At 72.1% G+C, this 21,006-nt stretch carries 21 protein-coding genes, 2 tRNA genes and 1 pseudogene; 8 read left to right on the forward strand and 16 right to left on the reverse strand.

What is annotated here, in order from left to right; all coding sequences use genetic code 11:
* Positions 1–39 precede the first annotated feature (39 nt).
* From ABH941_RS28370 to ABH941_RS28380, 3 genes are all read right to left on the reverse strand, one after another.
* Positions 40–113 (reverse strand) — tRNA-Met (locus ABH941_RS28370).
* A gap of 108 nt (positions 114–221) precedes the next feature.
* A tRNA-Met gene (locus tag ABH941_RS28375) sits at positions 222–295 on the reverse strand.
* 68 nt (positions 296–363) lie between these two features.
* A complete protein-coding gene (locus tag ABH941_RS28380) occupies positions 364–1,938 on the reverse strand; it encodes a UPF0182 family protein (protein WP_370132381.1) in 1,575 nt (524 codons plus the stop codon).
* Positions 1,939–2,081: 143 nt separating this feature from the next.
* Between ABH941_RS28380 and ABH941_RS28385 the strand changes: the two genes are divergently transcribed.
* Positions 2,082–2,633: a PPA1309 family protein gene (locus ABH941_RS28385; RefSeq protein ID WP_370132382.1), complete on the forward strand. Its 552-nt coding sequence runs from the start codon at positions 2,082–2,084 to the stop codon at positions 2,631–2,633.
* A 45-nt stretch (positions 2,634–2,678) separates the two neighbouring features.
* On the opposite strand, the gene ABH941_RS28390 is transcribed toward ABH941_RS28385, so the two are convergent.
* The 4 genes from ABH941_RS28390 to ABH941_RS28405 all read right to left on the reverse strand — a co-directional run bounded on the left by ABH941_RS28390 (position 2,679) and on the right by ABH941_RS28405 (position 5,742).
* Complete coding sequence (locus tag ABH941_RS28390; protein ID WP_370132383.1) at positions 2,679–3,737, reverse strand: PDZ domain-containing protein; 1,059 nt, start codon at positions 3,735–3,737, stop codon at positions 2,679–2,681.
* Positions 3,738–3,814: 77 nt separating this feature from the next.
* Positions 3,815–3,982, reverse strand: a complete 168-nt coding sequence (locus ABH941_RS28395; RefSeq protein WP_370132385.1) for a hypothetical protein — start codon at positions 3,980–3,982, stop codon at positions 3,815–3,817.
* 175 nt (positions 3,983–4,157) lie between these two features.
* Positions 4,158–4,598, reverse strand: coding sequence for a molybdenum cofactor biosynthesis protein MoaE (locus ABH941_RS28400; RefSeq protein ID WP_370132386.1), 441 nt, complete (start codon positions 4,596–4,598; stop codon positions 4,158–4,160).
* Positions 4,599–4,695: 97 nt separating this feature from the next.
* Positions 4,696–5,742, reverse strand: coding sequence for an NAD-dependent epimerase/dehydratase family protein (locus ABH941_RS28405; RefSeq protein WP_370132424.1), 1,047 nt, complete (start codon positions 5,740–5,742; stop codon positions 4,696–4,698).
* A 333-nt stretch (positions 5,743–6,075) separates the two neighbouring features.
* Here ABH941_RS28405 and ABH941_RS28410 point away from each other — a divergent pair, with 333 nt between their 5' ends.
* Both ABH941_RS28410 and ABH941_RS28415 read left to right on the forward strand, forming a co-directional pair.
* Positions 6,076–7,632 carry a zinc-dependent metalloprotease gene (locus ABH941_RS28410; RefSeq protein ID WP_370132387.1) on the forward strand — a complete coding sequence of 519 codons (1,557 nt, stop codon included), beginning with the start codon at positions 6,076–6,078 and terminating at the stop codon, positions 7,630–7,632.
* On the forward strand, positions 7,629–8,198 hold the full coding sequence (locus ABH941_RS28415) for an NUDIX hydrolase (RefSeq protein WP_370132388.1): 570 nt from the start codon (positions 7,629–7,631) through the stop codon (positions 8,196–8,198). Before ABH941_RS28410 ends, ABH941_RS28415 begins: the two co-directional genes overlap by 4 nt.
* 15 nt (positions 8,199–8,213) lie before the next feature.
* Here ABH941_RS28415 and ABH941_RS28420 read toward each other — a convergent pair whose 3' ends face one another.
* Positions 8,214–8,810 carry a M48 family metallopeptidase gene (locus ABH941_RS28420; protein WP_370132389.1) on the reverse strand — a complete coding sequence of 199 codons (597 nt, stop codon included), beginning with the start codon at positions 8,808–8,810 and terminating at the stop codon, positions 8,214–8,216.
* 278 nt (positions 8,811–9,088) lie between these two features.
* Between ABH941_RS28420 and ABH941_RS28425 the strand changes: the two genes are divergently transcribed.
* A complete protein-coding gene (locus ABH941_RS28425; protein WP_370132390.1) occupies positions 9,089–10,198 on the forward strand; it encodes a ThiF family adenylyltransferase in 1,110 nt (369 codons plus the stop codon).
* A gap of 34 nt (positions 10,199–10,232) precedes the next feature.
* Positions 10,233–11,588, forward strand: a complete 1,356-nt coding sequence (locus tag ABH941_RS28430) for an ABC1 kinase family protein (protein ID WP_370132391.1) — start codon at positions 10,233–10,235, stop codon at positions 11,586–11,588.
* A gap of 115 nt (positions 11,589–11,703) precedes the next feature.
* Here the strand turns inward: ABH941_RS28430 and ABH941_RS28435 are convergent, their stop codons facing one another.
* The 4 genes from ABH941_RS28435 to ABH941_RS28450 all read right to left on the reverse strand — a co-directional run bounded on the left by ABH941_RS28435 (position 11,704) and on the right by ABH941_RS28450 (position 15,283).
* Positions 11,704–12,027 (reverse strand): hypothetical protein, encoded by a 324-nt coding sequence (locus ABH941_RS28435; RefSeq protein ID WP_370132392.1) that lies wholly within the window; start codon positions 12,025–12,027, stop codon positions 11,704–11,706.
* A 38-nt stretch (positions 12,028–12,065) separates the two neighbouring features.
* Entirely contained in the window at positions 12,066–12,341 is a 276-nt protein-coding gene (locus ABH941_RS28440) for a WhiB family transcriptional regulator (RefSeq protein WP_134001070.1), read from the reverse strand.
* A gap of 172 nt (positions 12,342–12,513) precedes the next feature.
* Positions 12,514–12,828, reverse strand: a complete 315-nt coding sequence (locus ABH941_RS28445) for a hypothetical protein (protein ID WP_370132393.1) — start codon at positions 12,826–12,828, stop codon at positions 12,514–12,516.
* 187 nt (positions 12,829–13,015) lie between these two features.
* Positions 13,016–15,283 (reverse strand): ATP-dependent DNA helicase UvrD2, encoded by a 2,268-nt coding sequence (locus ABH941_RS28450; protein ID WP_370132394.1) that lies wholly within the window; start codon positions 15,281–15,283, stop codon positions 13,016–13,018.
* A gap of 153 nt (positions 15,284–15,436) precedes the next feature.
* Here ABH941_RS28450 and ABH941_RS28455 point away from each other — a divergent pair, with 153 nt between their 5' ends.
* Positions 15,437–15,679, forward strand: coding sequence for a mycoredoxin (locus tag ABH941_RS28455; RefSeq protein WP_134001076.1), 243 nt, complete (start codon positions 15,437–15,439; stop codon positions 15,677–15,679).
* A 91-nt stretch (positions 15,680–15,770) separates the two neighbouring features.
* Here the strand turns inward: ABH941_RS28455 and ABH941_RS28460 are convergent, their stop codons facing one another.
* Complete coding sequence (locus ABH941_RS28460; RefSeq protein ID WP_243876142.1) at positions 15,771–16,193, reverse strand: UTRA domain-containing protein; 423 nt, start codon at positions 16,191–16,193, stop codon at positions 15,771–15,773.
* Positions 16,194–16,346: 153 nt separating this feature from the next.
* Positions 16,347–16,556 (reverse strand): annotated as a pseudogene (locus ABH941_RS28465) (GntR family transcriptional regulator); the annotation flags it as partial.
* A 190-nt stretch (positions 16,557–16,746) separates the two neighbouring features.
* Here ABH941_RS28465 and ABH941_RS28470 point away from each other — a divergent pair.
* Positions 16,747–17,274 (forward strand): ATP-binding protein, encoded by a 528-nt coding sequence (locus ABH941_RS28470; RefSeq protein WP_370132395.1) that lies wholly within the window; start codon positions 16,747–16,749, stop codon positions 17,272–17,274.
* A gap of 59 nt (positions 17,275–17,333) precedes the next feature.
* Here ABH941_RS28470 and nudC read toward each other — a convergent pair whose 3' ends face one another.
* Together nudC and ABH941_RS28480 are read right to left on the reverse strand one after the other, a co-directional pair.
* Positions 17,334–18,317, reverse strand: a complete 984-nt coding sequence (gene nudC, locus ABH941_RS28475) for an NAD(+) diphosphatase (protein WP_370132396.1) — start codon at positions 18,315–18,317, stop codon at positions 17,334–17,336.
* A gap of 77 nt (positions 18,318–18,394) precedes the next feature.
* A complete protein-coding gene (locus ABH941_RS28480) occupies positions 18,395–19,810 on the reverse strand; it encodes a dipeptidase (RefSeq protein ID WP_370132397.1) in 1,416 nt (471 codons plus the stop codon).
* Between the two features lie 159 nt (positions 19,811–19,969).
* On the opposite strand from ABH941_RS28480, the gene ABH941_RS28485 reads away from it, so the two are divergent.
* On the forward strand, positions 19,970–20,992 hold the full coding sequence (locus ABH941_RS28485; RefSeq protein ID WP_370132398.1) for an endonuclease/exonuclease/phosphatase family protein: 1,023 nt from the start codon (positions 19,970–19,972) through the stop codon (positions 20,990–20,992).
* Positions 20,993–21,006: the final 14 nt, after the last annotated feature.

Genomic DNA, 21,006 nt, shown 5'->3' on the forward strand with positions numbered 1-21,006 from the left:
AGGCCCGGTGCGCTATGCACCGGGCCTCCTGACAAGGAGTAGCGGGGACAGGATTTGAACCTGCGACCTCTGGGTTATGAGCCCAGCGAGCTACCGAGCTGCTCCACCCCGCGTCGTTGTGCCCTCACCCTAGATCACCGGCGACCGGCACCGCAAATCACTTCGGGCCGAGCACAAGCGGAAGGCCCGGTGCGCTATGCACCGGGCCTCCTGACAAGGAGTAGCGGGGACAGGATTTGAACCTGCGACCTCTGGGTTATGAGCCCAGCGAGCTACCGAGCTGCTCCACCCCGCGTCGTTGTGTCCTCACCGTAGCACGGGGTGACCCGGCCTGAAGAATCCCTGCTCAACCCGCAGATGCGCTCAGCTGCCGGCGCCCAGCATGTGCTGCTGGAGCACGAACAGCTCCTGCGGGTAGCGCAGCTCGGACCGCAGGCCGTCGACGATCGTGGCGTAGGGCCGGACCGTGCCGGGGAAGGCCCGCATCCAGGTCCGCAGCACCGGGTCCACGGTGTCCCACTGGTAGAGGGCCACCGCCCCGGTCGACACGTCGACGGTGGCCTTGACCGAGTCGCGGATGTAGTCGACCGCGCCGCCGCCCATCGCGGTTCCGGCCCGCGCGGCGAAGGGATAGCTGTCACTGGTCGTGTAGCCGTCCACCACCCACTCCGTCCGGCCGCCCACGGTGACCTGGTACGGGTCCGCGCCGGTACGGAGCCAGGGAGCGACCGCCTGCACCCGCTGCCGCGCGTCGTCCGCGGCCACCGGCGCCTTCACCACCGTCTCGGAGGACGTCCCGGTGGAGGGGGAGGCGGACGGGGACGCCTGCAGCAGCGCCCCGGCCCTGGGCGCGGCCGCCGCGACATAGCCGCTCATGCCGTACGCGGCCTCGGTGGCGGCGCTGTTCCGCGCCGCGTACGGCGCCTCCTTGGCCTGCTCGTCCGGCTTGACCTGGAACTGCTGCACCAGGGCCGGGCAGACCGAGCCGATCAGCACCGAGGAGAAGGCCATCAGCACCAGCCCGGCCAGCGGCAGCGCCCAGGTCCGGCGCAGCGGGGTCGCCAGGAACAGCACCGCGCAGATGACCGCGATCCCGCACATCACCGCCTTGGCCGGCAGGACCGCGTTGGCCTCGGTGTAGCCGACGCCGTTCCAGCCGCCGGCCGCCCGGTCCGCCCCGGCCTTCACCGCCAGCGAGTAGCGGTCCAGCCAGTAGGCGACCGCCTTCAGGCCCACCAGCAGGCCGAGCAGCACCCCCAGATGGCTCTGGGCCGGGTAGGACAGCAGCCGGCCGGGCCCCTGTGTCCTGATCCCGCCGTACAGGTAGTGCACCAGCGCGGCGGTGAGCGCCGAGACCGCCAGCGCAACCAGGCCGAAGTCGACCAGGAAGCGGTACCAGGGGAGTTGGAAGACATAGAAGGAGAGGTCCCGGTGGAACTGCGGGTCGGTGCTGCCGAACGAGGTGCTGTTGGCCGCCGCCAGCCAGGTCTTCCACGCGGCCGCCGCCGCCGCGCCCGCCACCAGCCCGGGCAGCATCGCCACGGCGACCAGCGCCCAGGCCCGGTGCCGGGCCACCGACGTCCGGTAGCGCTCCAGATGCCGCTGTTCGAACGACATGGCGCTCAACGGCGGGCGCAGCCGGTACGCCAGCCAGGCGTTCAGCGCGGTGGCCAGAGCCATCAGCAGACCGAAGGCGACGAAGAGCATGCTCTGGGTCCGCAGCCGGACCGAGTAGACGCTGGAGAAGCCGACCGATCGGTACCAGAGCCGTCCGGTCCACAGGTCGAAGGCGATCAGGGCCAGCAGGAACATCAGCAGCAGCACGAACAGGGTCCCCAGCAGCAACCGGGCAGCCGAGCGCGCGCCGGTACGTCCACGAAGGACGCCCGGCGGCCGACAGCCGCCGTGGTCGGGCATCTGGAAGACCAACGCACGCACCTCACGACAGTGGTTCCTACCGGGCGCGGCGAGAGCAGCGCCCCAGATGGCAACTGAACGGACCCGCCTTCTGGTTCCCGCCCGCTGCTGCGGACGGGTCTCCGTGATGAGGTCGTTGCCTCCGACGTGTGAGGATGGATGCCATGTCGGAAACCCTCGAGGAGAGCCTTCCTCCCGCCGCCCGCCCGATCACCCGCGCCGTCCTGGAGATCGACGAGTACGCCGCCGGTCTCGGCTGGGACCAGCCCGCGCGCCTGTTCGCGCTGGTGGACACCGCCGCGCTGCTGAAGAACGAGCCGGGCCTGGCCCGTCAGCTGGGCCTGGAGCCGGGCACCACGGACCAGTTCACCCCGATCGAGCAGGACGAGGTGCCCAAGGGCACCCCGCTGGACACCTTCCTGGGCACCATCGCCTGGCCCGATGCGGTCGCGGGCTGCGCACTGGTGGTGGAGCGGCTGATCCTGCCGCCGACCGCCGAGGCCAAGCTGCCGGAGGGCGTGTCGGAGAAGGAGCTGACCGCCTGGGTCGCCAAGCACCCGGAGCGGCAGGAGGTCCGGATGACCGTCGCGGTGCTGCGGGACGGCACCAGGGAGACGGCGCTGCGCCTGCGCCAGAAGGACTCCGCGCGCGAGGTGCTGACCGGCCCCGCCCTGGTCCCCGGGCTGGCCGAGGCGCTGCTCACCACCTTCGCCTGAGCCGCCGCCGGGCTGCCCGCCTGCTCGGTAATACTTACTGCAGGATTACTTACTGCAGGCGGGCAGCGCCGACAGGTCGCCGGAGCGGATGTCGGCCAGGTCCGCCACCGCCTGCGACAGCTTGTCGACCTTGATCAGCCGCAGTCCTGACGGGGTGTCGGCAGCCGCCTCGGCGCAGTTGGACGACGGGGTGAAGAAGTACTGGGCGCCCGCGTTGCGCGCCGCGATGATCTTCATGGAGATGCCGCCGATCGGCCCGACGGTGCCGTCGGCGTCGATGGTGCCGGTGCCGGCGACGAACTTCCCGCCGGTCAGGTCGGTGGACTGGAGCTTGTCGACGATGCCCAGCGAGAACATCAGCCCGGCGCTGGGGCCCCCGACGTCACCCAGGTTGATGTCGATGCTGAACGGGAAGGTGTGCTCGGTGCCCGGCTGGATGCCGACCATGGCCTTCCCGGTGTCCGGGTTCTTCGCCGTGGCAATGGTGACCTGCTGCAGATCGCTGCTGGACTTCCCGGGCGGAATGACCGTGAAGACCACCTTCTCGCCCGGCTGGTGCTCGGTGACCAGCGTCGCCACCCGGTTCGGGTCGGTGACCTTGGTGCCGTCCACCGCGACGATCACATCACCGGCGTGCAGCTTGCCCACCGAAGGGCTGCCCTCGACCACTGCGGACACCACGACCTCGGTGCCGACCGGGATGCCCAGCTGGGTGAGCGCCGCCGCCTTGGCGCTGTCCTGGGAGGCCGAGAACTCCTCGGCGTTCTGCACCTCGGCCTGCTTCTCGGTCTGGTTGTCCGGGTACAGGTTGCTGTGCGGAATGACCGCCTGGTCGTGCCGCAGCCAGCCGGTGAACGCCTCGACCAGGTTCAGCGTGTAGTCCGCGCTGGTCACCTCGACCGTGGTCATGTTGAGGTTCCCGGTGGTCGGGTGGGTGGCCCGGCCGCTGATGGTGATCACCGGCTTGCCGTTCTGGGTGCCCAGCGTGTTGTACGTCGGGCCCGGACTCATCTCCGAGTAGGGCACCTTGATCAGCACGGCGGCGCAGAACAGCGCTATCAGCAGCAGCGTGGAGGCGAGCATCGTCGCGGAGCGGCGTGGCATGCCACGACCCTACGGGACGTGATCCCCGGCCCGCCCGGCGGACTGCTGCTCTTGGGTACGGCCCTCGCGGACCACGGCTAGGACTTGGGCGGGTTGGTGCCTCGTTCCATGGCCTCGCGGAAGCGCTGATGCCCCGCCAGCGAGTCGTGGTCGCCGGTCGACCTGGTCCGGCCGGACCAGACCACATAGAGGGCGGCGAGGATCCCGGCCGCCACAGGAATGATCCACCACGCGAGAGCGCTCATGTCCTACTCCCAGCTCATCGTGCCTCAGAGCAGACTATCCGCTCATCGTCGCAACGATCGCGGGGCCGTTCGGGTCACGCCCCAGGAGGCGCTTGGACCGAACCGGGCCGGTCGACCGGGCGCATCGACCGATCGGGTGACGACACGTCACCGTTCCATGCCCAGCGGTCTGTGCTCAGCAGGAGGCGACCCACTCCTCGGTGCCGTCGGCGAAGTGCTGGTGCTTCCAGATCGGGACGGTGTGCTTGAGGTCGTCGATCAGCCGGCGGCAGGCCTCGAACGCCTCACCGCGGTGGGCGCAGGACACCGCGACGATCACCGCGGCGTCCGTCACCTCCAGCCGACCGACCCGGTGCACCGCGGCCAGGGCGACCACCGGGAAGTCGGCGACGACCTTCTCGGCGACCCGGCGCAGCTCCTGCTCGGCGCTCGGATGGGCGCTGTACTCCAGCGCCGTGACGTTCCTGCCGCCGTCGTGGTCGCGCACGGTGCCGACGAAGAGCGCCGTGCCCCCGGCGTGGGTGTCCCCCACCGCGGCGTGCACCTCGTCCAGCGAGAGCGGGGTCTCCCGCAGCGCGAGCAGGCGGATCGGGTCGGCGGCAGCGGCTTCCTTCATGGCACCCATCATGACCGATCCCGGCGACGTCCTCCGCATCGATTCCGCATCGCGGACATTACATTCCACGTAAGGATTCGGGTTGGACCGGATCGGATCAGATCCGCCGCCGCTTGCGCGCCCTGCGCACCAGCGCCGCCGTGCCGACCAGCGCCACCGTCGCGCCCGCGGCGCCGAGCGTGGTCGCGGCGTCCTTGCCGCCGAGCCTGCGGCCGGCCACCGCGTGGTTGCCGGAGACCTGCTTCAGCAGTTCGCCCAGCACCTCCTCATTGGTGTGCAGGGGACGCCATCCGGCCTCGTGCAGCCTGCTGCCCGACACCACCCAGGGGTACATGGTGTACGCCAGATCCCCCGCCGGCGCGGGGGTCAGGCCGAGCCGGTGCAGCCGGGCCGCGGTGCCCAGGGCCAGCGACGCCGGGAGCTCCATCCGGCGGATGCCGGTGATCTCCTCGACCTCCTCCTGCTCCAGCCAGCCGTCGCAGCCGACCGTGACCTCGCCCTCGACCAGGCCGAGCGTCGCGTACTCCAGTGCGGTCGTCAGATCGTCGACGTGGCAGAACTGCCAGCAGGGCCGGGAGCCCGCTACCACCAGCAGCCGGGGCGCCTCGAAGTGGCGGGTGAGCACGGTGTCCACGCCGGGGCCCACCACGACCGCGGGGCGCAGCACGGTCACCGAGAGCCCGGGGTGCGCATGCGGCGCGCGCCGGCCCAGCCGCTCGATCTCCAGCAGGTCCCCGACCAGGGAGGCCTCCTCGGTCGCGCGCAGCGGCGCGTCCTCGTCCAGCGGGACCTCGTTGTCGTCCAGGGCCCCGTAGACCATGGCGGAGGTGCAGAGGACCACCCGGTGCACCCCGGCGGCCGCGGCGGCGGTGAGCACCGTCTGCGTCCCGCGCACGTTGTAGGCGCTGCGGGTCTTGGGGTCGGTGTCCATGCCCAGGTCCTGGGCCAGGTGCACCACCACGTCCACCCCGGTCAGCCGCTCGGCCACGGCGGGGTCCCGGACGTCCAGGACCCGCCACTGCACGCCGGGGACCTCGCCGCGGCGCTCGTCGATCGCCAGCACCCGCTTCACCGCGGTCGAGGCGGCGAGCCGGGCGGCCAGCCGGCTGCCGATGCCGGAGGCGGCGCCGGTGACCGCGACCACGAGCGGCGGCCCGTCGTACTCGGGCGCCACGCCCTCCGCGTCCGCGGGGCCGTACTGCTCGACGGGCAGCCCATCGGCGGTCAGCCCAGAGCGAACGTGCGAAGGTGGGGAACTCACCGGCTCTCCTTCACGGTTAATTTTGATGCGTACGTGTGATGCGTACGCGCGTTTCACGTATCGACCATCCTGCCCGAGGCAAGGGTGCGGCGGTGCACCCGGCACGGTGGAGCCCGGCAGTGACCGGAAACCACCGCCCGGTTTGCACCCGCCGCGGCCCCGGGCATACCTTCCCCCGCCGCTCGGACGCGACGGCCGACGAGATCGAGGCAGCTCGTGAACGACTTCCCCTTCGGCTTCGGGGCTTCCCATGAGGAACCCGAGGACGGCAAGGAGAGCGGCAAATCCGATCCTGGCGGCGCGGGCTCCGGCTCGGGCTCAGGCGGCTCAGGCTCGGGGTCCGGCTCCGGATCTGACTCGGGCTCGAGCTCGGGCTCGGGCTCGGGCTCGGGCGGTCCGGCCAACCCCTTCGGGTTCGGTTTCGGCGGTCTGCCCGGGATGCCCGGCGGCGGATCGGGCAATCCGCTGGAGGGCCTCTTCGGCGCGATGAACCCGGGGGACCTGGGCGCGGCCTTCCAGCAGCTCGGCCAGATGCTCTCGTTCGACGGCGGCCCGGTGAACTGGGAGCTCGCCAAGGACCTGGCCCGGCAGGCCGTGGTGCAGGGCGCCGAGGACGGCTCGAAGGACCGTTCGGTGGGTGAGGCCGAGCGGACCGCGGTCGCCGAGGCGATGCGGCTGGCCGATCTCTGGCTGGATTCCGCCACCTCGCTCGCGGTGGGCGCCAACAGCGCGGTCGCCTGGAGCCGGGCGGAGTGGATCGAGGCCACCCTGCCGGCCTGGAAGGAACTGGTCGACCCGGTGGCCGAGCGGGTCGCCAACGCCATGGGCGGCGTCGTGCCCGAGGAGATGCAGGCGATGGCCGGCCCGCTGCTCGGAGTGATGCGCAGCATGGGCGGCGCGATGTTCGGCTCCCAGATCGGCCAGGCGCTGGGCGCGCTGGCCGCCGAGGTGGTGGGTTCCACGGACGTGGGCCTGCCGCTCGGCCCGGCCGGCAAGGCCGCGCTGCTGCCGCAGAACATCGAGGCGTTCGGCGAGGGCCTGGAGGTGCCCGCCGACGAGGTCCGGCTCTACCTGGCCCTGCGCGAGGCCGCCCACCAGCGGCTCTTCGCCCATGTCCCATGGCTGCGTCAGCACCTCTTCGGCGCCGTGGAGGCCTACGCCCGCGGGATCAAGGTCGACGCGAGCCGGCTGGAGGACCTGATCGGCCAGATCGACCCGAGCAACCCCGAGTCCATGCAGGAGGCGATGGCCGGCGGTCTGTTCCAGCCCGAGGACACCCCCGAGCAGAAGGCCGCGCTGGCCCGGCTGGAGACCGCGCTGGCCCTGGTCGAGGGCTGGGTGGACGCGGTGGTGCACGCCGCCGCCGCACCGCATCTCCCGCACGCCGCCGCCCTGCGGGAGACGCTGCGGCGCCGCCGGGCCACCGGCGGGCCGGCCGAGCAGACCTTCGCCACCCTGGTCGGCCTGGAGCTGCGACCGCGCCGGTTGCGGGACGCCGCCCGGCTGTGGGCTTCGCTCGCCGACGCCCGGGGCACCGACGGGCGGGACGCCCTGTGGGAGCACCCGGACATGCTGCCGACCGCCAAGGACCTGGACGACCCGGACGGCTTCGTCCACCGCGAGGAGCAGTCGGCCGCCGAGGACGGCATCGACTTCAGCAAGCTGGACGAGATGCTGGGCAAGGCCGCCGCCGCCGAGGACAAGCATGGCAAGGACCAGCACAGCAAGGACGACGACAAGGGCGACGACCACGAAGACGGGGACAAGGCGTGAGCGGTCCGCTGCACGCCGACACGGTCCGTACCCTGCGGGCGTGGACCGCTCCCGACGACGAGGAGGAGCTGCTGCGGCGCGACTACCTCGACCATCTGGAGGCCCGCCCGGAAGGGGTCTGGCGATCCTGCCGCCCGGCGCACATCACCGCGAGTGCGCTGGTGGTGGACGTCGAGCGCGGGCGCGTTCTGCTGACGCTGCATCCCAAGGTAGGGCTCTGGCTCCAGTTGGGCGGCCACTGCGAACCCGAGGACGCCACGCTGGCCGGGGCCGCGCTGCGGGAGGCGGTCGAGGAGTCCGGCATCGCATCGGGGCTGACGCTGTATCCGGCCGGCGCCCCCGCGCCGGTGAAGCTGGACCGGCACGCGGTGCGCTGCGCCGGCAAGGACCAGCCCGAGAACACCCATCTCGACGTCCAGTACCTGGTACTGGCGCCGCCGGACGCGGTGGAGCGGATCAGCGAGGAGTCGCTGGAGCTGCGCTGGTTCGGCTACGACGAGCTGCCGGAGCTGACCGACAGGTCGGTGCGGGTGCTGGTGGCGAGAGCGCAGAAGCTGCTGGGCTGAGGCGGCGCGCGGGTCTCAGCCGCAGTCGCCGAGATCCTCCGGGCGGGATTCCTCCCGCGGCCCGGGCACGTGCGGCAGCCGGGCCGCGGCCACCACGCCCTCCAGGTATCCGCGGGCCCGCTCGGTGCGCGGATACCCGGCGAGCAGCGCCCAGAACCGGGGGCCGTGGTCGGCGACCAGCAGATGGGCCAGCTCGTGCAGCAGCACGTACTCGATGACGTACTCGGGCATCCCCTGCAGCCGGTGCGACAGCCTGATGGTGCCCTCCACCGGGGTGCAGGAGCCCCAGCGGGTGTTCTGGTTGGTGACCCAGCGGACGCTCGCCGGCACCGCCCGGCCGCCCAGGTAGCGGGTCGACAGGTCGGCGGCCCGGGTGACCAGGGCGTCGTCGCCGAGAACCTGGCGGCTCTCCTGGGCGGCGAGCTTGTCCAGCATCTGCGCGACCCAGCGCTTCTCCTCGGCCGCGGACATCCTGGCCGGAATCAGCACCACGGTCCGGTCGCCCTCGCGATAGGCGGACACGGTGCGACTGCGGCGCGCGCTCCGGCGCACCTCTACGTCCTGCGCCGCGGCACTCTCCCCCGAGGCTTCCGGAGCGCGCCGACGCGGCACAGGAGGACGGGAATCCGGTCCGGCTGCCACGCGCCAGACGTTACCCGGTGGCAGTGACAGAAGTCCTCCCTCCTGGCTGAATTGGGACCTTTGGTCGGCTGTCTCACAGCCCTGGATCCGGACAAATCTCGCCAGACCCGACAGACCGGGTACAGCATTCCTCCGATCATCATCCCGAGGCTGTGGATAACTTTCCGCACGATCCAGCCGCCCCGGGCATGCTCGGACTACGCAACCGATCGGTTGCCGGACCGCTCGCCGACCAACGGAGGAGAGCCATGCGCCCCTGCCTCAAACCCGCTCTGCGCCGGGCCTGGCGCGACCGCAGCACGCTGCAGTTCGGTGTCGGCCGGGCGCACACCTCGCTGCTCACGGCGGCCGAGCCGGCCGAGGCCGCCTTCCTCGACCTGCTCGACGGCACCAGGGAGCTCCCGGCCCTCGCCGACGAGGCGGCCAGGCTGGGGATTCCCCGGGAACGGGTCGACGGCCTGCTGGCCGAACTGGGCGCCGCCAGCGTGCTGGACGACACCTCCGCCCATCGCGACCTGCTGGAACTGCCCCCGCCCGAACTGGCCCGGCTGCAGCCCGACCTCGCCGCGCTCTCGTTGGCGCACCCGGCCCCCGGCAGTGCCCCGGCGCTGCTGCTCGCCAGACGCCGGGCCAGGGTCCAGGTCCGCGGGGCCGGCCGGATCGGCGCGGCGATCGGCGCCGTCCTGGCCGCGGCCGGGGTCGGCCGGGTGGAGGTGCTGGACGGCGGCAGGGTGCGGGAGCAGGACACCTCTCCCTGCGGCTTGCTGGTCGGCGACACCGGCCGCTACCGGGCCGCGGCCGCCCGGGCCGCGGTGCGCCGGGCGGCGCCGGGGCGCCCGGACGACCGCAGCGGCAGCGAGGACGGCGACCGCGCGCCCGACCTGGTGGTGGTCGCGCCGCGCGGGGACTCCGCCGGGCTGCTCGCCGACCCGGAGGTCGGCCGGGAACTGCTGACCTCCGGCATCCCGCACCTCTACGCCGGAGTGCTGGAGACCCTGGGCACGGTGGGCCCCTTGGTGCTGCCCGGCAGCACCGGCTGCGGTCGCTGCCTGTCCCTGCACCGGGCCGACGAGGACCCGGCCTGGCCCCGGCTGCTGGCGCAGCACTGCTCGGGGCGGGGATCCGGTCCCGGCAGCGGAGGCAGCGGCGGCAGTGCCCCGTGCGACACCGCTCTGGCCACGACCGTGGCCGGACTGGCCGCCCTGCACTGCCTGATGTTCCTCGACGGCGGATCACCCCCTAGCCTGGGCGGGTGGGCCGAGGTCTCCATGGTGGACGGCTCGATGCGGCGCCGACCGCTCGACCCGCATCCGGACTGCGGCTGCCGCTGGGCCGACCGATGCTCTGGGGGACAATGATGGCGACCCTCGCCCCGTCGACTGGGAGGCATGCGTGAGCGATCTTCCGCGTAAAGCCGTGACCCGCACGGCCAAGCTCGCCGCCCTCCCGCTGGGGATGGCGGGTCGGGCGACGCTGGGCCTCGGCAAGCGGATCGGCGGCCGCCCCGCCGACGTCGTCGCCGCCGAACTGCAGCAGCGCACCGCCGACCAGCTGTTCCGGGTCCTGGGCGAACTCAAGGGCGGGGCGATGAAATTCGGCCAAGCCCTGTCGGTCTTCGAGGCCGCGCTCCCGGAGGAGGTCGCCGGACCCTACCGGGCCGCGCTGACCAAGCTCCAGGAGGCGGCGCCGCCGATGCCGGCCGCCTCCGTGCACGGCGTGCTCGCCGCGCGGCTCGGCTCGGACTGGCGCGACCTCTTCCTGGAGTTCGACGACAGGCCGGCCGCGGCCGCCTCGATCGGCCAGGTGCACCACGCGATCTGGCACGACGGCCGTGAGGTCGCGGTCAAGGTGCAGTACCCCGGGGCGGGCGACGCCCTGCTCTCCGATCTGACCCAGCTCGGCCGGGTGGCCCGGCTGATCGGGCCGCTGATCCCCGGGCTCGATGTGAAACCGCTGATCAAAGAGCTGCGCAGCCGGGTCAGCGAAGAGCTGGACTACGGCCTGGAGGCCCAGTCCCAGCGGATCCACGCCGAGGAGTTCGCCGACGACTGGGACATCCGCGTCCCCGGTGTGGTGGCCCAGGGCGACCAGGTGCTGGTCACCGAGTGGATGGACGGCGTACCTCTGTCGGAGATCATCAGCGGCGGCACCCAGGAGCAGCGCGACCGCGCCGGGCAACTGCTCGCCCGCTTCCTCTTCGCCGGCCCGGCCCGGACCGGGCTGCTGCATGCCGATCCGCACCCGGGCAACTTCCGGCTGCTGGTCGACGACGGCCCGGCCGAGAACTGGCGGCTGGGGGTGCTGGACTTCGGCACCGTGGACCGGCTGCCCGAGGGGCTGCCGCTGCCGATAGGCACCGCATTGCGGATGGCCCTGGCCGGGGATGCCGCGGGAGTGCTGGAGATGCTCCGTCAGGAGGGCTTCGTCAGGGCGTCGATCGACCTGGACCCGGCGGCCGTCCTGGACTACGTACTGCCGATCATCGAGCCGGCGGCTGTCGAGGACTTCCACTTCACCCGGGGCTGGATGCGCTCGCAGGCCGCACGCGTCGGCGACCCCCGTTCGCCCGCCTACGCCCTGGGACGCCAGCTGAACCTCCCGCCGGCCTACCTGCTGATACACCGGGTGACCCTGAGCACCATCGGGGTCCTCTGCCAGCTGGACGCCAACGCGCGGCTCCGCGACGAACTGCTGGAGTGGCTGCCGGGATTCGCCGAGGCCGAGGACTGGGCCGAGGCCGAGGCCTAGCGGGGCCGGGGCTTTCCGACAGCCCGCAGGCCCGGAGCCGCTGTGGATTCCGGGCCTGCTCGGTAGTGATGGTGAGTGTGTCTGCTGTTACTGCATGGCTGTTACGGCATGGCTGTTACTGCATGACCACGGCGGCGAGCGCCTTGCGCGCCTTCAGGGTCATCCGCTCCGCGCGCCGTCTGAGCTGGACGGCGCGCACGAGTCGTTCGTGCTCGGCCTCCTGGAGGCGTTCCTGGGTATGGACACGCGCCAGGGCTTCGGGCATGAGTTGCATGTGGAGGCTCCTACTGGGAGTGGTGGCCGGGTCGGTGCCCCGCCGGGTGTCGGTGGCGGTGCTGGTGGGCTGGGACATCTGGGCCTGCTTGTCGGACGTCGGATCGATGGACGGATGGAAGGCTGCGGGCGCGGCCAGGTCGGACTTGGATGTCGCCTCCCGCACGGACCTCCGCAGAGCGTTCGCGGGGGTGTGCCGGGCGGTCACGCGACGACCTCGTTCTTGCGCGGGCGGCCACGGGGCCGCTTCCGGGCGACGACGACGCCCTGGACGAAGAGCTCGCCGCCCCAGACGCCCCACGGCTCCCGGCGCTCGAGCGCGCCCTGGAGGCAGGCGGCCTTGACCGGACAGGTCCCGCAGAGGGTCTTGGCGTACTCGACGTCGGCGGGGGTCTCGGCGAAGAAGACCTCGGGGTCGAGGGAGTGGCAGGGGATGGGGGCGCCGAGGGTGTCGGCGTCGTCGAACGCGGTGAGCTGCATGAGTGGTACCTCCGGGGGGTGAGCCTGCTCGGTGGGTGAAGCGGAGGGGGCGTACGGGGCGGTCGGGCTGGTCACCGGTGACACGTTGTCCTCTTTCTCATTTCTGAAAAAACAGAAGGGCCGCGGTTCCCGAGTGGGAATCCGCGGCCCTGGAAGGCGACCTGACACATGATCAGGGTCGATCTCTCCAGGGTTCAGGCCCGCGGTAGGCCTTGCTTGCGCTGTACTGCTGGTGGTTTCCGGCACCTGCTGCATAGACGTGGCCGAGATTGGCCGCGACTGCTGCTACGGGTGCCGACATCGGTCGCTCATCGCGCATCGTCATCCACGTCGCCAGTCCGCCTTCGACACCGGTGGTGTCGGAGCCGGCGCCGAAGCCACCAAAGCCGCCCAGGATCGGGGCAGAGATGGACAGCAGGGCGGCGGGCGCGCCAAGGCAGGCGGCGGTCATGGGCCGACCAGTCAGTTTGATCAGGGTTGTCTTCACAATGTCCGCCTCCTCTCGGCGTGCTCGGATCCGGGCGGGCCAGGATCCTCGATGGTCAGTTGTCTTGGTGGTGCGGTGGAACTGTACTGCTGTGATGCGGTGTTACTGGTGGTGCCAGTGGTGCTGGTGACGGCTTCGTTCTCAACCGTCTCCGGCACGCTAGTGTGCTCCGCGCTGCGGGCGCAAACTATTTTTCCGGCGAGTTCGCTCCGGTGTCTTTCTCGTCCCAGAGGTCCGGAATGTCGTCCGATTCGTCTGGTTCTTCCGGCGGCCCCTCAACGGGCACGGAGGCGTCCGGAGACTCCCCGCGACACAACGACAGCACGGCCGCACCGTACTTGTCCAGCTTCGCCCGGCCCACTCCTGCGATTCCGGCCAGTTCGGCGACCGATCCGGGGGCGTCCTCGGCGATCGCGATCAGCGTCGCGTCGGTGAAGACGCAGTAGGCCGGGAGGCTCTGGGTCCTGGCCTGCTCGGCGCGCCAGTCGCGGAGCCGCTCGTACAGGCCCTCGTCCAGCTCGGACGGGCAGCTCTCGCAGCGCCGGAGTTTGCGCTCCACCGCCTCGGTGAGGACCCGGCCGCAGACCCGGCACTTCAGCGGGGCCCTGCCCCGGCGGACCGCGGCGCCCTCGCCCGCCGTGCCCGGCCCGCGACCGGCGCTGCGAACGCCCCGCGCCGGGGTGCCGGGGCGCAGCCCGTCCAGGAAGCGGGACGGCAGGCGGCTGGCGCGACCGCCGGGCGAGCGGGACAGCGCCCAGGACAGGCCGAGGTGCGCCCGGGCCCGGGTCACTCCGACGTAGAGCAGCCTGCGCTCCTCCTCGATCTGCTCGTCGGTCTTGGCGTAGGTGATCGGCAGCATGCCCTCGGTGAGCCCGACCAGGAACACCGCGTCCCACTCCAGGCCCTTGGCGGAGTGCAGCGAGGCGAGGGTGACCCCCTCGACAGCCGGAGCGTGCTGGGCGGCGGCCCGGGCGTCGAGCTCGGTGACATAGGCCGACAGGTCGGCCGGCAGCCCGACGGCCCGCTGCGCCGCCTCGAACTCCTCACCGAGCCGGACCAGCGCGGCCAGCGACTCCCAGCGCTCACGGACCGCTCCCGACCCGGTCGGCGGCTGCGAGGTGAAGCCCCGGGTGGAGAGCACGGCACGGACCTGCTCGGCCAGGCTCTCCGGGGCGCCGTCGAGCAGCGGGTCGCTGCTGCCCCGGGCCGCGCCGCGGAGCAGCATCCCGGCCTCGCGGATCTCCGGGCGCTCGAAGAAGCGCTCGGCCCCGCGCAGCTGGTAGGCGATGCCGAGGTCGGCGAGGGCCTGTTCGTAGACCGCGGACTGGCCGTTGATGCGGAACAGCACCGCGATCTCGCTGGCCCGCACCCCGGCGGCGAGCAGCGCCTGGACCTTCCTGGCGGTGCCCTCCGCCTCGGCGGGCTCGTCCTGGTACTCGGTGTACACCGGGTCCGGGCCGGGCTCGCGCTGCGAGACCAGCTCCAGCCGGCCGGCCGCGGCCCGGCCCCTGGCCTGGGCGAGCAGTCCGTTGGCGAGATGCACCACCTGCGGGGTGGAGCGGTAGTCGCGGACCAGCTTCACCACCGTGGCGTCGGGGTGCTTCTCCCGGAAGCCGAGCAGGTAGGCGGGCGTCGCGCCGGTGAAGGAGTAGATCGTCTGGCTGGCGTCGCCGACCACGCAGAGGCTGGAGCGCGGGCCGAGCCAGAGGTCCAGCAGCCGCTGCTGGAGCGGAGAGACGTCCTGGTACTCGTCCACCACGAAGTGCTGGTACTGGGCCCTGACCTGCTCGGCGACCTCGGCCCGGTCCTCCAGCACGCCGACGGCGAGCAGCAGCACGTCCTCGAAGTCGATGACGCCGCGGTCGCGCTTGAGCTCTTCGTAGACCTTGTAGACCTGGCGGATCTCGGCCGGGTCCCGCGGGGCCTCCCGGCCGGCCTTGCGGGCCGCGGCCGGATAGTCCTCGGGCACGGTCTGGGTGACCTTGGCCCACTCGATCTCGCTGGTCAGATCCCGCAGTTCGGTGCGCTCCAGCCGGAGCCGGCAGCGCGCCGCGGCCTCGGCGACCAGCTGGACCTTGCGCTCCAGCAGCCGCGGCAGCTCCCCGCCGACCACCCGCGGCCAGAAGTACTGGAGCTGGCGCAGCGCGGCCGAGTGGAAGGTCCTGGCCTGGACCCCTTCGGCGCCCAGCTCGCGCAGCCGCCCGCGCATCTCCCCGGCCGCGCGCGCGGTGAAGGTGACCGCCAGCACCCGCTGGGGCTGCATCACCCCGCTGCGGACGCCGTAGGCGATGCGGTGGGTGATCGCCCGGGTCTTCCCCGTCCCGGCGCCCGCGAGGACGCACACGGGACCGCTGAGGGCGGTGGCGACGGCACGCTGCTCGGGGTCGAGCCCGGCGAGCACGGCGTCGGCGTCCTGCGGGGGGAAGGGCTGCGCGCCCGGGAGCTGAACCTGCATGCGCCCATCCTCTCAAGTCCGGCCGACAGCCCCGTCACGTTGTCCACAGGCCCGGTGTGTAGATAGGAACTGGAATGTTCCGCCCGCCGCGGGCGTTCAACGGACGTTTGCCGAGCCGATGACGGCCGACCCAAAGACGAAGGAGCGACCTCGATGTCCGCCACGATCACCATGTACAGCACCACCTGGTGCGGTTACTGCCGTCGGCTGAAGACCCAGCTCGACCGCGAGGGCATCGGCTACACCGAGGTCAACATCGAGCACGACCCGGCGTCGGCGGCCTTCGTCGAGAAGGTCAACGACGGCAACCAGACCGTGCCGACCGTACTCTTCCCGGACGGCTCCGCGCTGACCAACCCGTCGCTGGCCCAGGTCAAGGCCAAGCTCGCGGCCTGACACCGCGTCAACGCAGCGAACAGCCCCGCCAGGTGGATCCTCGTCCACGGCGGGGCCGTTCGCTGCCCTGCCACCGGGCCCGGCGCCAGCGCTACTCGCCCGCGCGCCGTCCGAGCGAGTAGACGAGCCGGTTGCGGTCGGCGCAGTAGCGGGTCTCGGTCACCCGGATCGGGCCGGCCTCGGTGAAGCCGGTGCGCAGCTGCACCAGCAGCGGGACACCGGGCCCCGCCTGGAACCACTGCGCCTCCTCGGGGTTGGGCATCCGCGCGGCCAGCTCGTCCACGCAGCCGATCTCCACATGCCCCGCCGACCCCAGCGCGACCTCGTCCCCGCCCTCGACCGGGTCCGGGTCCATCAGCGCGGTGCTGGCGGCCAGGGCGACCGGGTAGTGGCTCTCCTCGATGGACCAGGGCTCGCCGTCCATGTGCCGCAGCACCCGCCGGAGAACCACGGCCTCACCGGCCTTGATCCGCAGCCGGTCGGTGATGTCAGTGGTCGCTCGTACGATCAGCATCTGGAAGTCGGCCGTCAGTTTCCGACCGGCCCGATCCGCCTCGTGCGCATACGACTGCGAGGGCGGGGTGAGCGGAGTTTCGAGCGCCGGATCGGCCGGGGCCCGATATGCGTGATGATCCAGTACCGGATGGTCCTTCAGATAGGTGCCTTTTCCCTGCACCCGGACCAGTAGCCCCTCATTGACCAGCACATCAACTGCTAGTCGGACAGTATTACGAGCTACCCCGTATTGATTTTCCAGCTCGCTTTCCACCGGCAGCGGCTCCCCGCCCTGCCACTCTCCGGTCATGATCCGGCGACGCAGATCCGCAGCCAGCCGCTGGTATTTGGGGGCCTGTCCCGGGCCACGAGAAATGTTCACTCAGCGAATGTAGCCATTTGGCTTGCGCGACATCCGAGAAACCAGCCAACATAAGTCAAGATTGGCGTAATACCACTCCATCCAACCACTTGCGTGCTATCCCTATCCATGCCCCGAATGCAGCAATCCGGGGCAGCCGCCAAGCATCAGTCACAGCCATCAGTCACCTCGCACGGCCGGAGCAGCCACGATGACCAACCGGAGAGCCTGGGCCGCGATCGCCTCCTTCCCTCCGCACCCGCAGAACGTCGGCCACGCCCGGCGGATCACCCGGACCGCACTGGCGGCCTGGGACGCGCACGACCTCGTCGACAGCGCGGAGACGGTGGTCTCCGAGCTGGTCACCAACGCCCTGCAGTACGGGCGCGGCCCGGTCGACCTGACCCTGGCGCTGACCGGTCGGCATCTGCGGATCGCCGTCACCGACGAGGGGACGTCCCTGCCGGTGCCCAGGGAGGCCGCCGAGGACGCCCAGAGCGGCCGCGGACTGTCCATCGTCGGGATGCTCGTCGAGAGCTGGGAGGTGGTGGTCCGGCTCACCGGGAAGACGGTGACCTGCGTCCTCGCCGTCCAGCCGACGGACCTGGAACCGAACCTGGAACCGGACCTGAAGCCGGACCTGGAACTGGAGTCGGGGCCGGACCTCGAACCCGAACCCGCCGCCGTCGGCGGAACGCGGCAGCGCCGTGTCCGCCCCTCGGGTGAACACGGCGCCTGAAGCACACCGGGGGCGTGCGCCCCGGCCTTCACTCCCTCACATCCCTCACACGCACACCGCTACCAGCGGGCGGACTCCGGCAGCGGACCGCCGTACCAGAGCTCCACCAGGCGTCGGGCGATGGAGATCCCGGAGGGCGGCAGCACGGTGCCGTCCTCCATCCCCGCCCTGAGCTCCTCCCTGCTGAACCAGCGGGCCTCGGAGAGCTCCTCGCCGTCGACGGTGATCTCAGTGCCGCCGTCGCTGTCGTCGGCGCGCCCCAGGAAGCCCAGCATCAGGCTGGACGGGAACGGCCACGGCTGGCTGGCCACATAGCTCACCGAGTCGGGGTCCACCCGGACCCCGGCCTCCTCGGCGACCTCGCGGGCGACCGCCTGCTCCAGCGACTCCCCCGGCTCCACGAAGCCGGCCAGGGTCGAGTACCGCCCCTCCGGCCACAGCGCCTGACGGCCCAGCAGCGCCCGGTCCTGCCCGTCCGTGATCATCATGATCACCGCCGGGTCGGTGCGCGGGTAGTGCTCGTGCGCGCAGGAGGTGCAGCGCCGCACATGTCCGGCCAGCGCCGGGACGGTGGGATGCCCGCAGCGTGAGCAGAAGCGGTGCGAACGGTGCCAGTTCTCCAGCGCCACCGCGTGCACCAGCAGCCCCGCGTCCCGGTCCGCCAGCAGCGCGCCGACCTCGCGCAGACCCGCCGTGCGGGCGTCGCCGTCCAGCCGCCCGGGCAGGGTGCCGCCGGTGAGCGCGACCGCGAAGTAGGCCACCTCCTGCCCGTCGACGCCCAGGAAATAACGCTCGCCGCCCTCGGGCGCCTCGAAGCTGGGCAGCAGCACCAGTTCCGTGCCCTGCTCGGTGTCCATCACGAACGCCTGGCCCTCGGCGACCGCTAGTACCCGGGTGTCCGGGTGGCTCCAGGCCGCAGCCAGCCAGGGTTCGTCCTGGCGGTGCTCGGCGGCACGGTCGACCCCGGCCCTGGACAGCGCCAGCGGCGGGTACGCGTCCAGCCGTCCCTGCTGCTCCGTTCCCGCCTGTTCCTGCACAGTCACGTGGTACCCATCTCCCCGATCATCACTGCTCACCATCGTGTGCCAATCACCGCGACTTATTCCGCCGGCGGTACAAGTCAGGAAGTCCCGGCCGCGTTCCAGTGCTCCGCGAGGTCGCCCCAGAGGTAGGCCGAGGTCTCCACGCCCTTGGCGAGGAGGTCGAGCTCGACCTTCTCGTTGACCGAGTGCCAGCCGTCCGAGGGGACCGAGATCCCGAGGAACAGCACCGGGGCGCCGAGCACGTCCTGCAAATCGGCCGCAGGTCCGGACCCACCCTCACGGGTGAACCTGATCTTCTGTTCGAATGCACGCCCCATGGATCGGACCACCGACTGCAGCGCCGGGTGGTCCAGCGGCGTCAGGCAGGGGCGGGTGGTCCCGGTGAAGGTGATCGAGTGCCGGATGCCGGCCGGCAGCCGGTCGGCCACCCAGTCGGCCACGGCCTGCCGCACCTTCTCCACGTCCTGCCCGGCGACCAGCCGGAAGGACAGCTTGAGGTGCGCCGCGGCCGGGACGATGGTCTTGCCCCCGGGCCCGGTGTAGCCGCCGTAGACCCCGTTGACCTCGGCGGTCGGCCGGGCCCAGATCCGCTCCAGCGTGCTGAACCCCTTCTCCCCCAGGGTGGCCTCGGACTTCGCCACGCCCAGCCACTCCGGCTCGTCGAACGGGAGCTCGGCGAAGAGCTCGCGCTCCGCCGGGGTCAGCTCGACCACACCGTCGTAGAAGCCGGGGACGGCCACCCGCCGGTCCTCGTCGTGCAGCCCCGCGACCAGCCGAGCGGCCTCGGTCGCCGGGTTGGGCACGGCACCGCCGAAGGAACCCGAGTGGATGTCCTGGGCGGGGCCGAAGAGGTCGATCTGCAGTTCCACCATGCCGCGCATGCCGGTGCACACGGTCGGGGTGGTCTCGGCCCACATACCCGTGTCGGAGATCATCACGACGTCCGCCGCGAGCCGGTCGGCGTGAGCCCGGATCAGCGCGCCGAAGTTCGGCGAGCCCGACTCCTCCTCGCCCTCGATCAGCAGCTTGAGGTTGACCGCGGGGGAGGTGCGGCCGGTCACCGCCAGGTGCGCCCGCACCCCCAGGGTGTGGAAGAAGACCTGGCCCTTGTCGTCGGCGGCCCCGCGGGCGAACATCCGTCCGTCCTTGACCACGGGCTCGAACGGGTCGGTCGCCCAGCCGTCCTCGCGGGCGGCCGGCTGCACGTCGTGGTGCCCGTAGACCAGCACGGTCGGCGCGGCGGGGTCGCCCGAGGGCCACTCGGCGAAGACGGCCGGCAGACCGCCGCCCTCGGTCTCCCAGACCTCCGCCACCGGGAAGCCGGTCTCCCTGAGCTTCCCGGCCAGCCACTCGGCCGACTGCCGGACCGAGGCGGCCCGGCCGGGGTCCGCGGAGACGGAGGGGATGCGCAGCCAGGCCGCGAGGTCGTCGAGGAAGGCGGTGCGGTGCTCGGCGATGAACTCGCGGACCGCGCTGTCCGGGGAAGTCGTCATGGGACGACTCTAGTTCGATCTCCGACCTGGCCGTTCATCGCGCCGGTCGACCGTGGCCACCGTCACGTCCGGCGGTGAGACCTCCAGGGGTGGGACCTCCGGCGGTGACGGCGGTCCGGGCCGCTCGGAGCGCCGGGTCCCAGGCGCTAGGTTCTAGGCGTGAGCCCTCTCCGCATCGCGACCTTCAATCTGCTCCACGGGCAGCCACTGGACGAGGACGGCAGCCCGCTCCCCCTTCCCGAGGACCCCGCCGCACCCCTCGCCGAGGCCGTCGCCGCGCTCGACGCCGACGTCCTGGCCATGCAGGAGGTCGACCGCTACCAGGAGCGGTCCGGGTTGGTCGACCAGGCGGCCGTCGCCGCCAAGGCGCTGGGGGCGGGCGACTGGCGCTTCGCCGCCGCCCTGCACGGCCGGCCCGCGCCCGGCGCGGGCTGGATCCACGACACCGCCTCCCCCGGCCGGCTGGCCTACGGCCCCGAGGATCTCGACGCCGGCGCCGACCGGCCCTCCTACGGGACGGCGCTGATCACCCGGCTGCCGGTGCACCACTGGCGGGCCCGGCGCTTCGCCCCGGCGCCGTTCGGCCTGCCGCTCCGGGTCGCCGGGCGACGCGGGCTGATCCCGGTGCCGGACGAGCCGAGGGCCGCGCTGGCCGCGGTGCTGGAAGGCGACCACGGCCCCTTCACGGTGGTCGCGGCGCACCTGTCCTTCGTCCCCGGCTGGAACATGGGCCAGCTCGCGGGCATCCGGCGCTGGATCTCCGACCTGCCGGCGCCCTATCTGCTGCTGGGCGACTTCAATCTGATCGGCCCGGTGCCCCGCACCGTCCTGGGCGGGGCCTCGATCATGGACGGCCTGGGCCGCGAGCGCTGGCGCCGGGACGGGGTGCCGCGCCGGGAGCACGGACGGGAGGCCCGCGAGGCCCGGCGGATCCAGCGCAGGCTGCGGGTCCGCCGGGGCGTGCACCTGCGACCGCGCCCGGCGGCGGCGCTGCCGCAGCGGGCACTGCTGCAGGGCTGGCGCGACCTGGCCCGGACGCCGACCTATCCGGCGCACCGCCCCTCGGTGCAGTTCGACCATGTGCTCGCGGTCGGGGTGCCGCGCAGCTCCGTCCTCGGCAGCGACACCCCGGCGCTCGGGCTCTCGGACCACCGCCCGCTGCTGGTCCGGGTGGATCTCTGACGACCGATCAGGAG

Origin of the sequence: Streptacidiphilus sp. EB103A, from assembly GCF_041261405.1 — a bacterium.
Taxonomy (GTDB): Bacteria; Actinomycetota; Actinomycetes; order Streptomycetales; family Streptomycetaceae; genus Streptacidiphilus.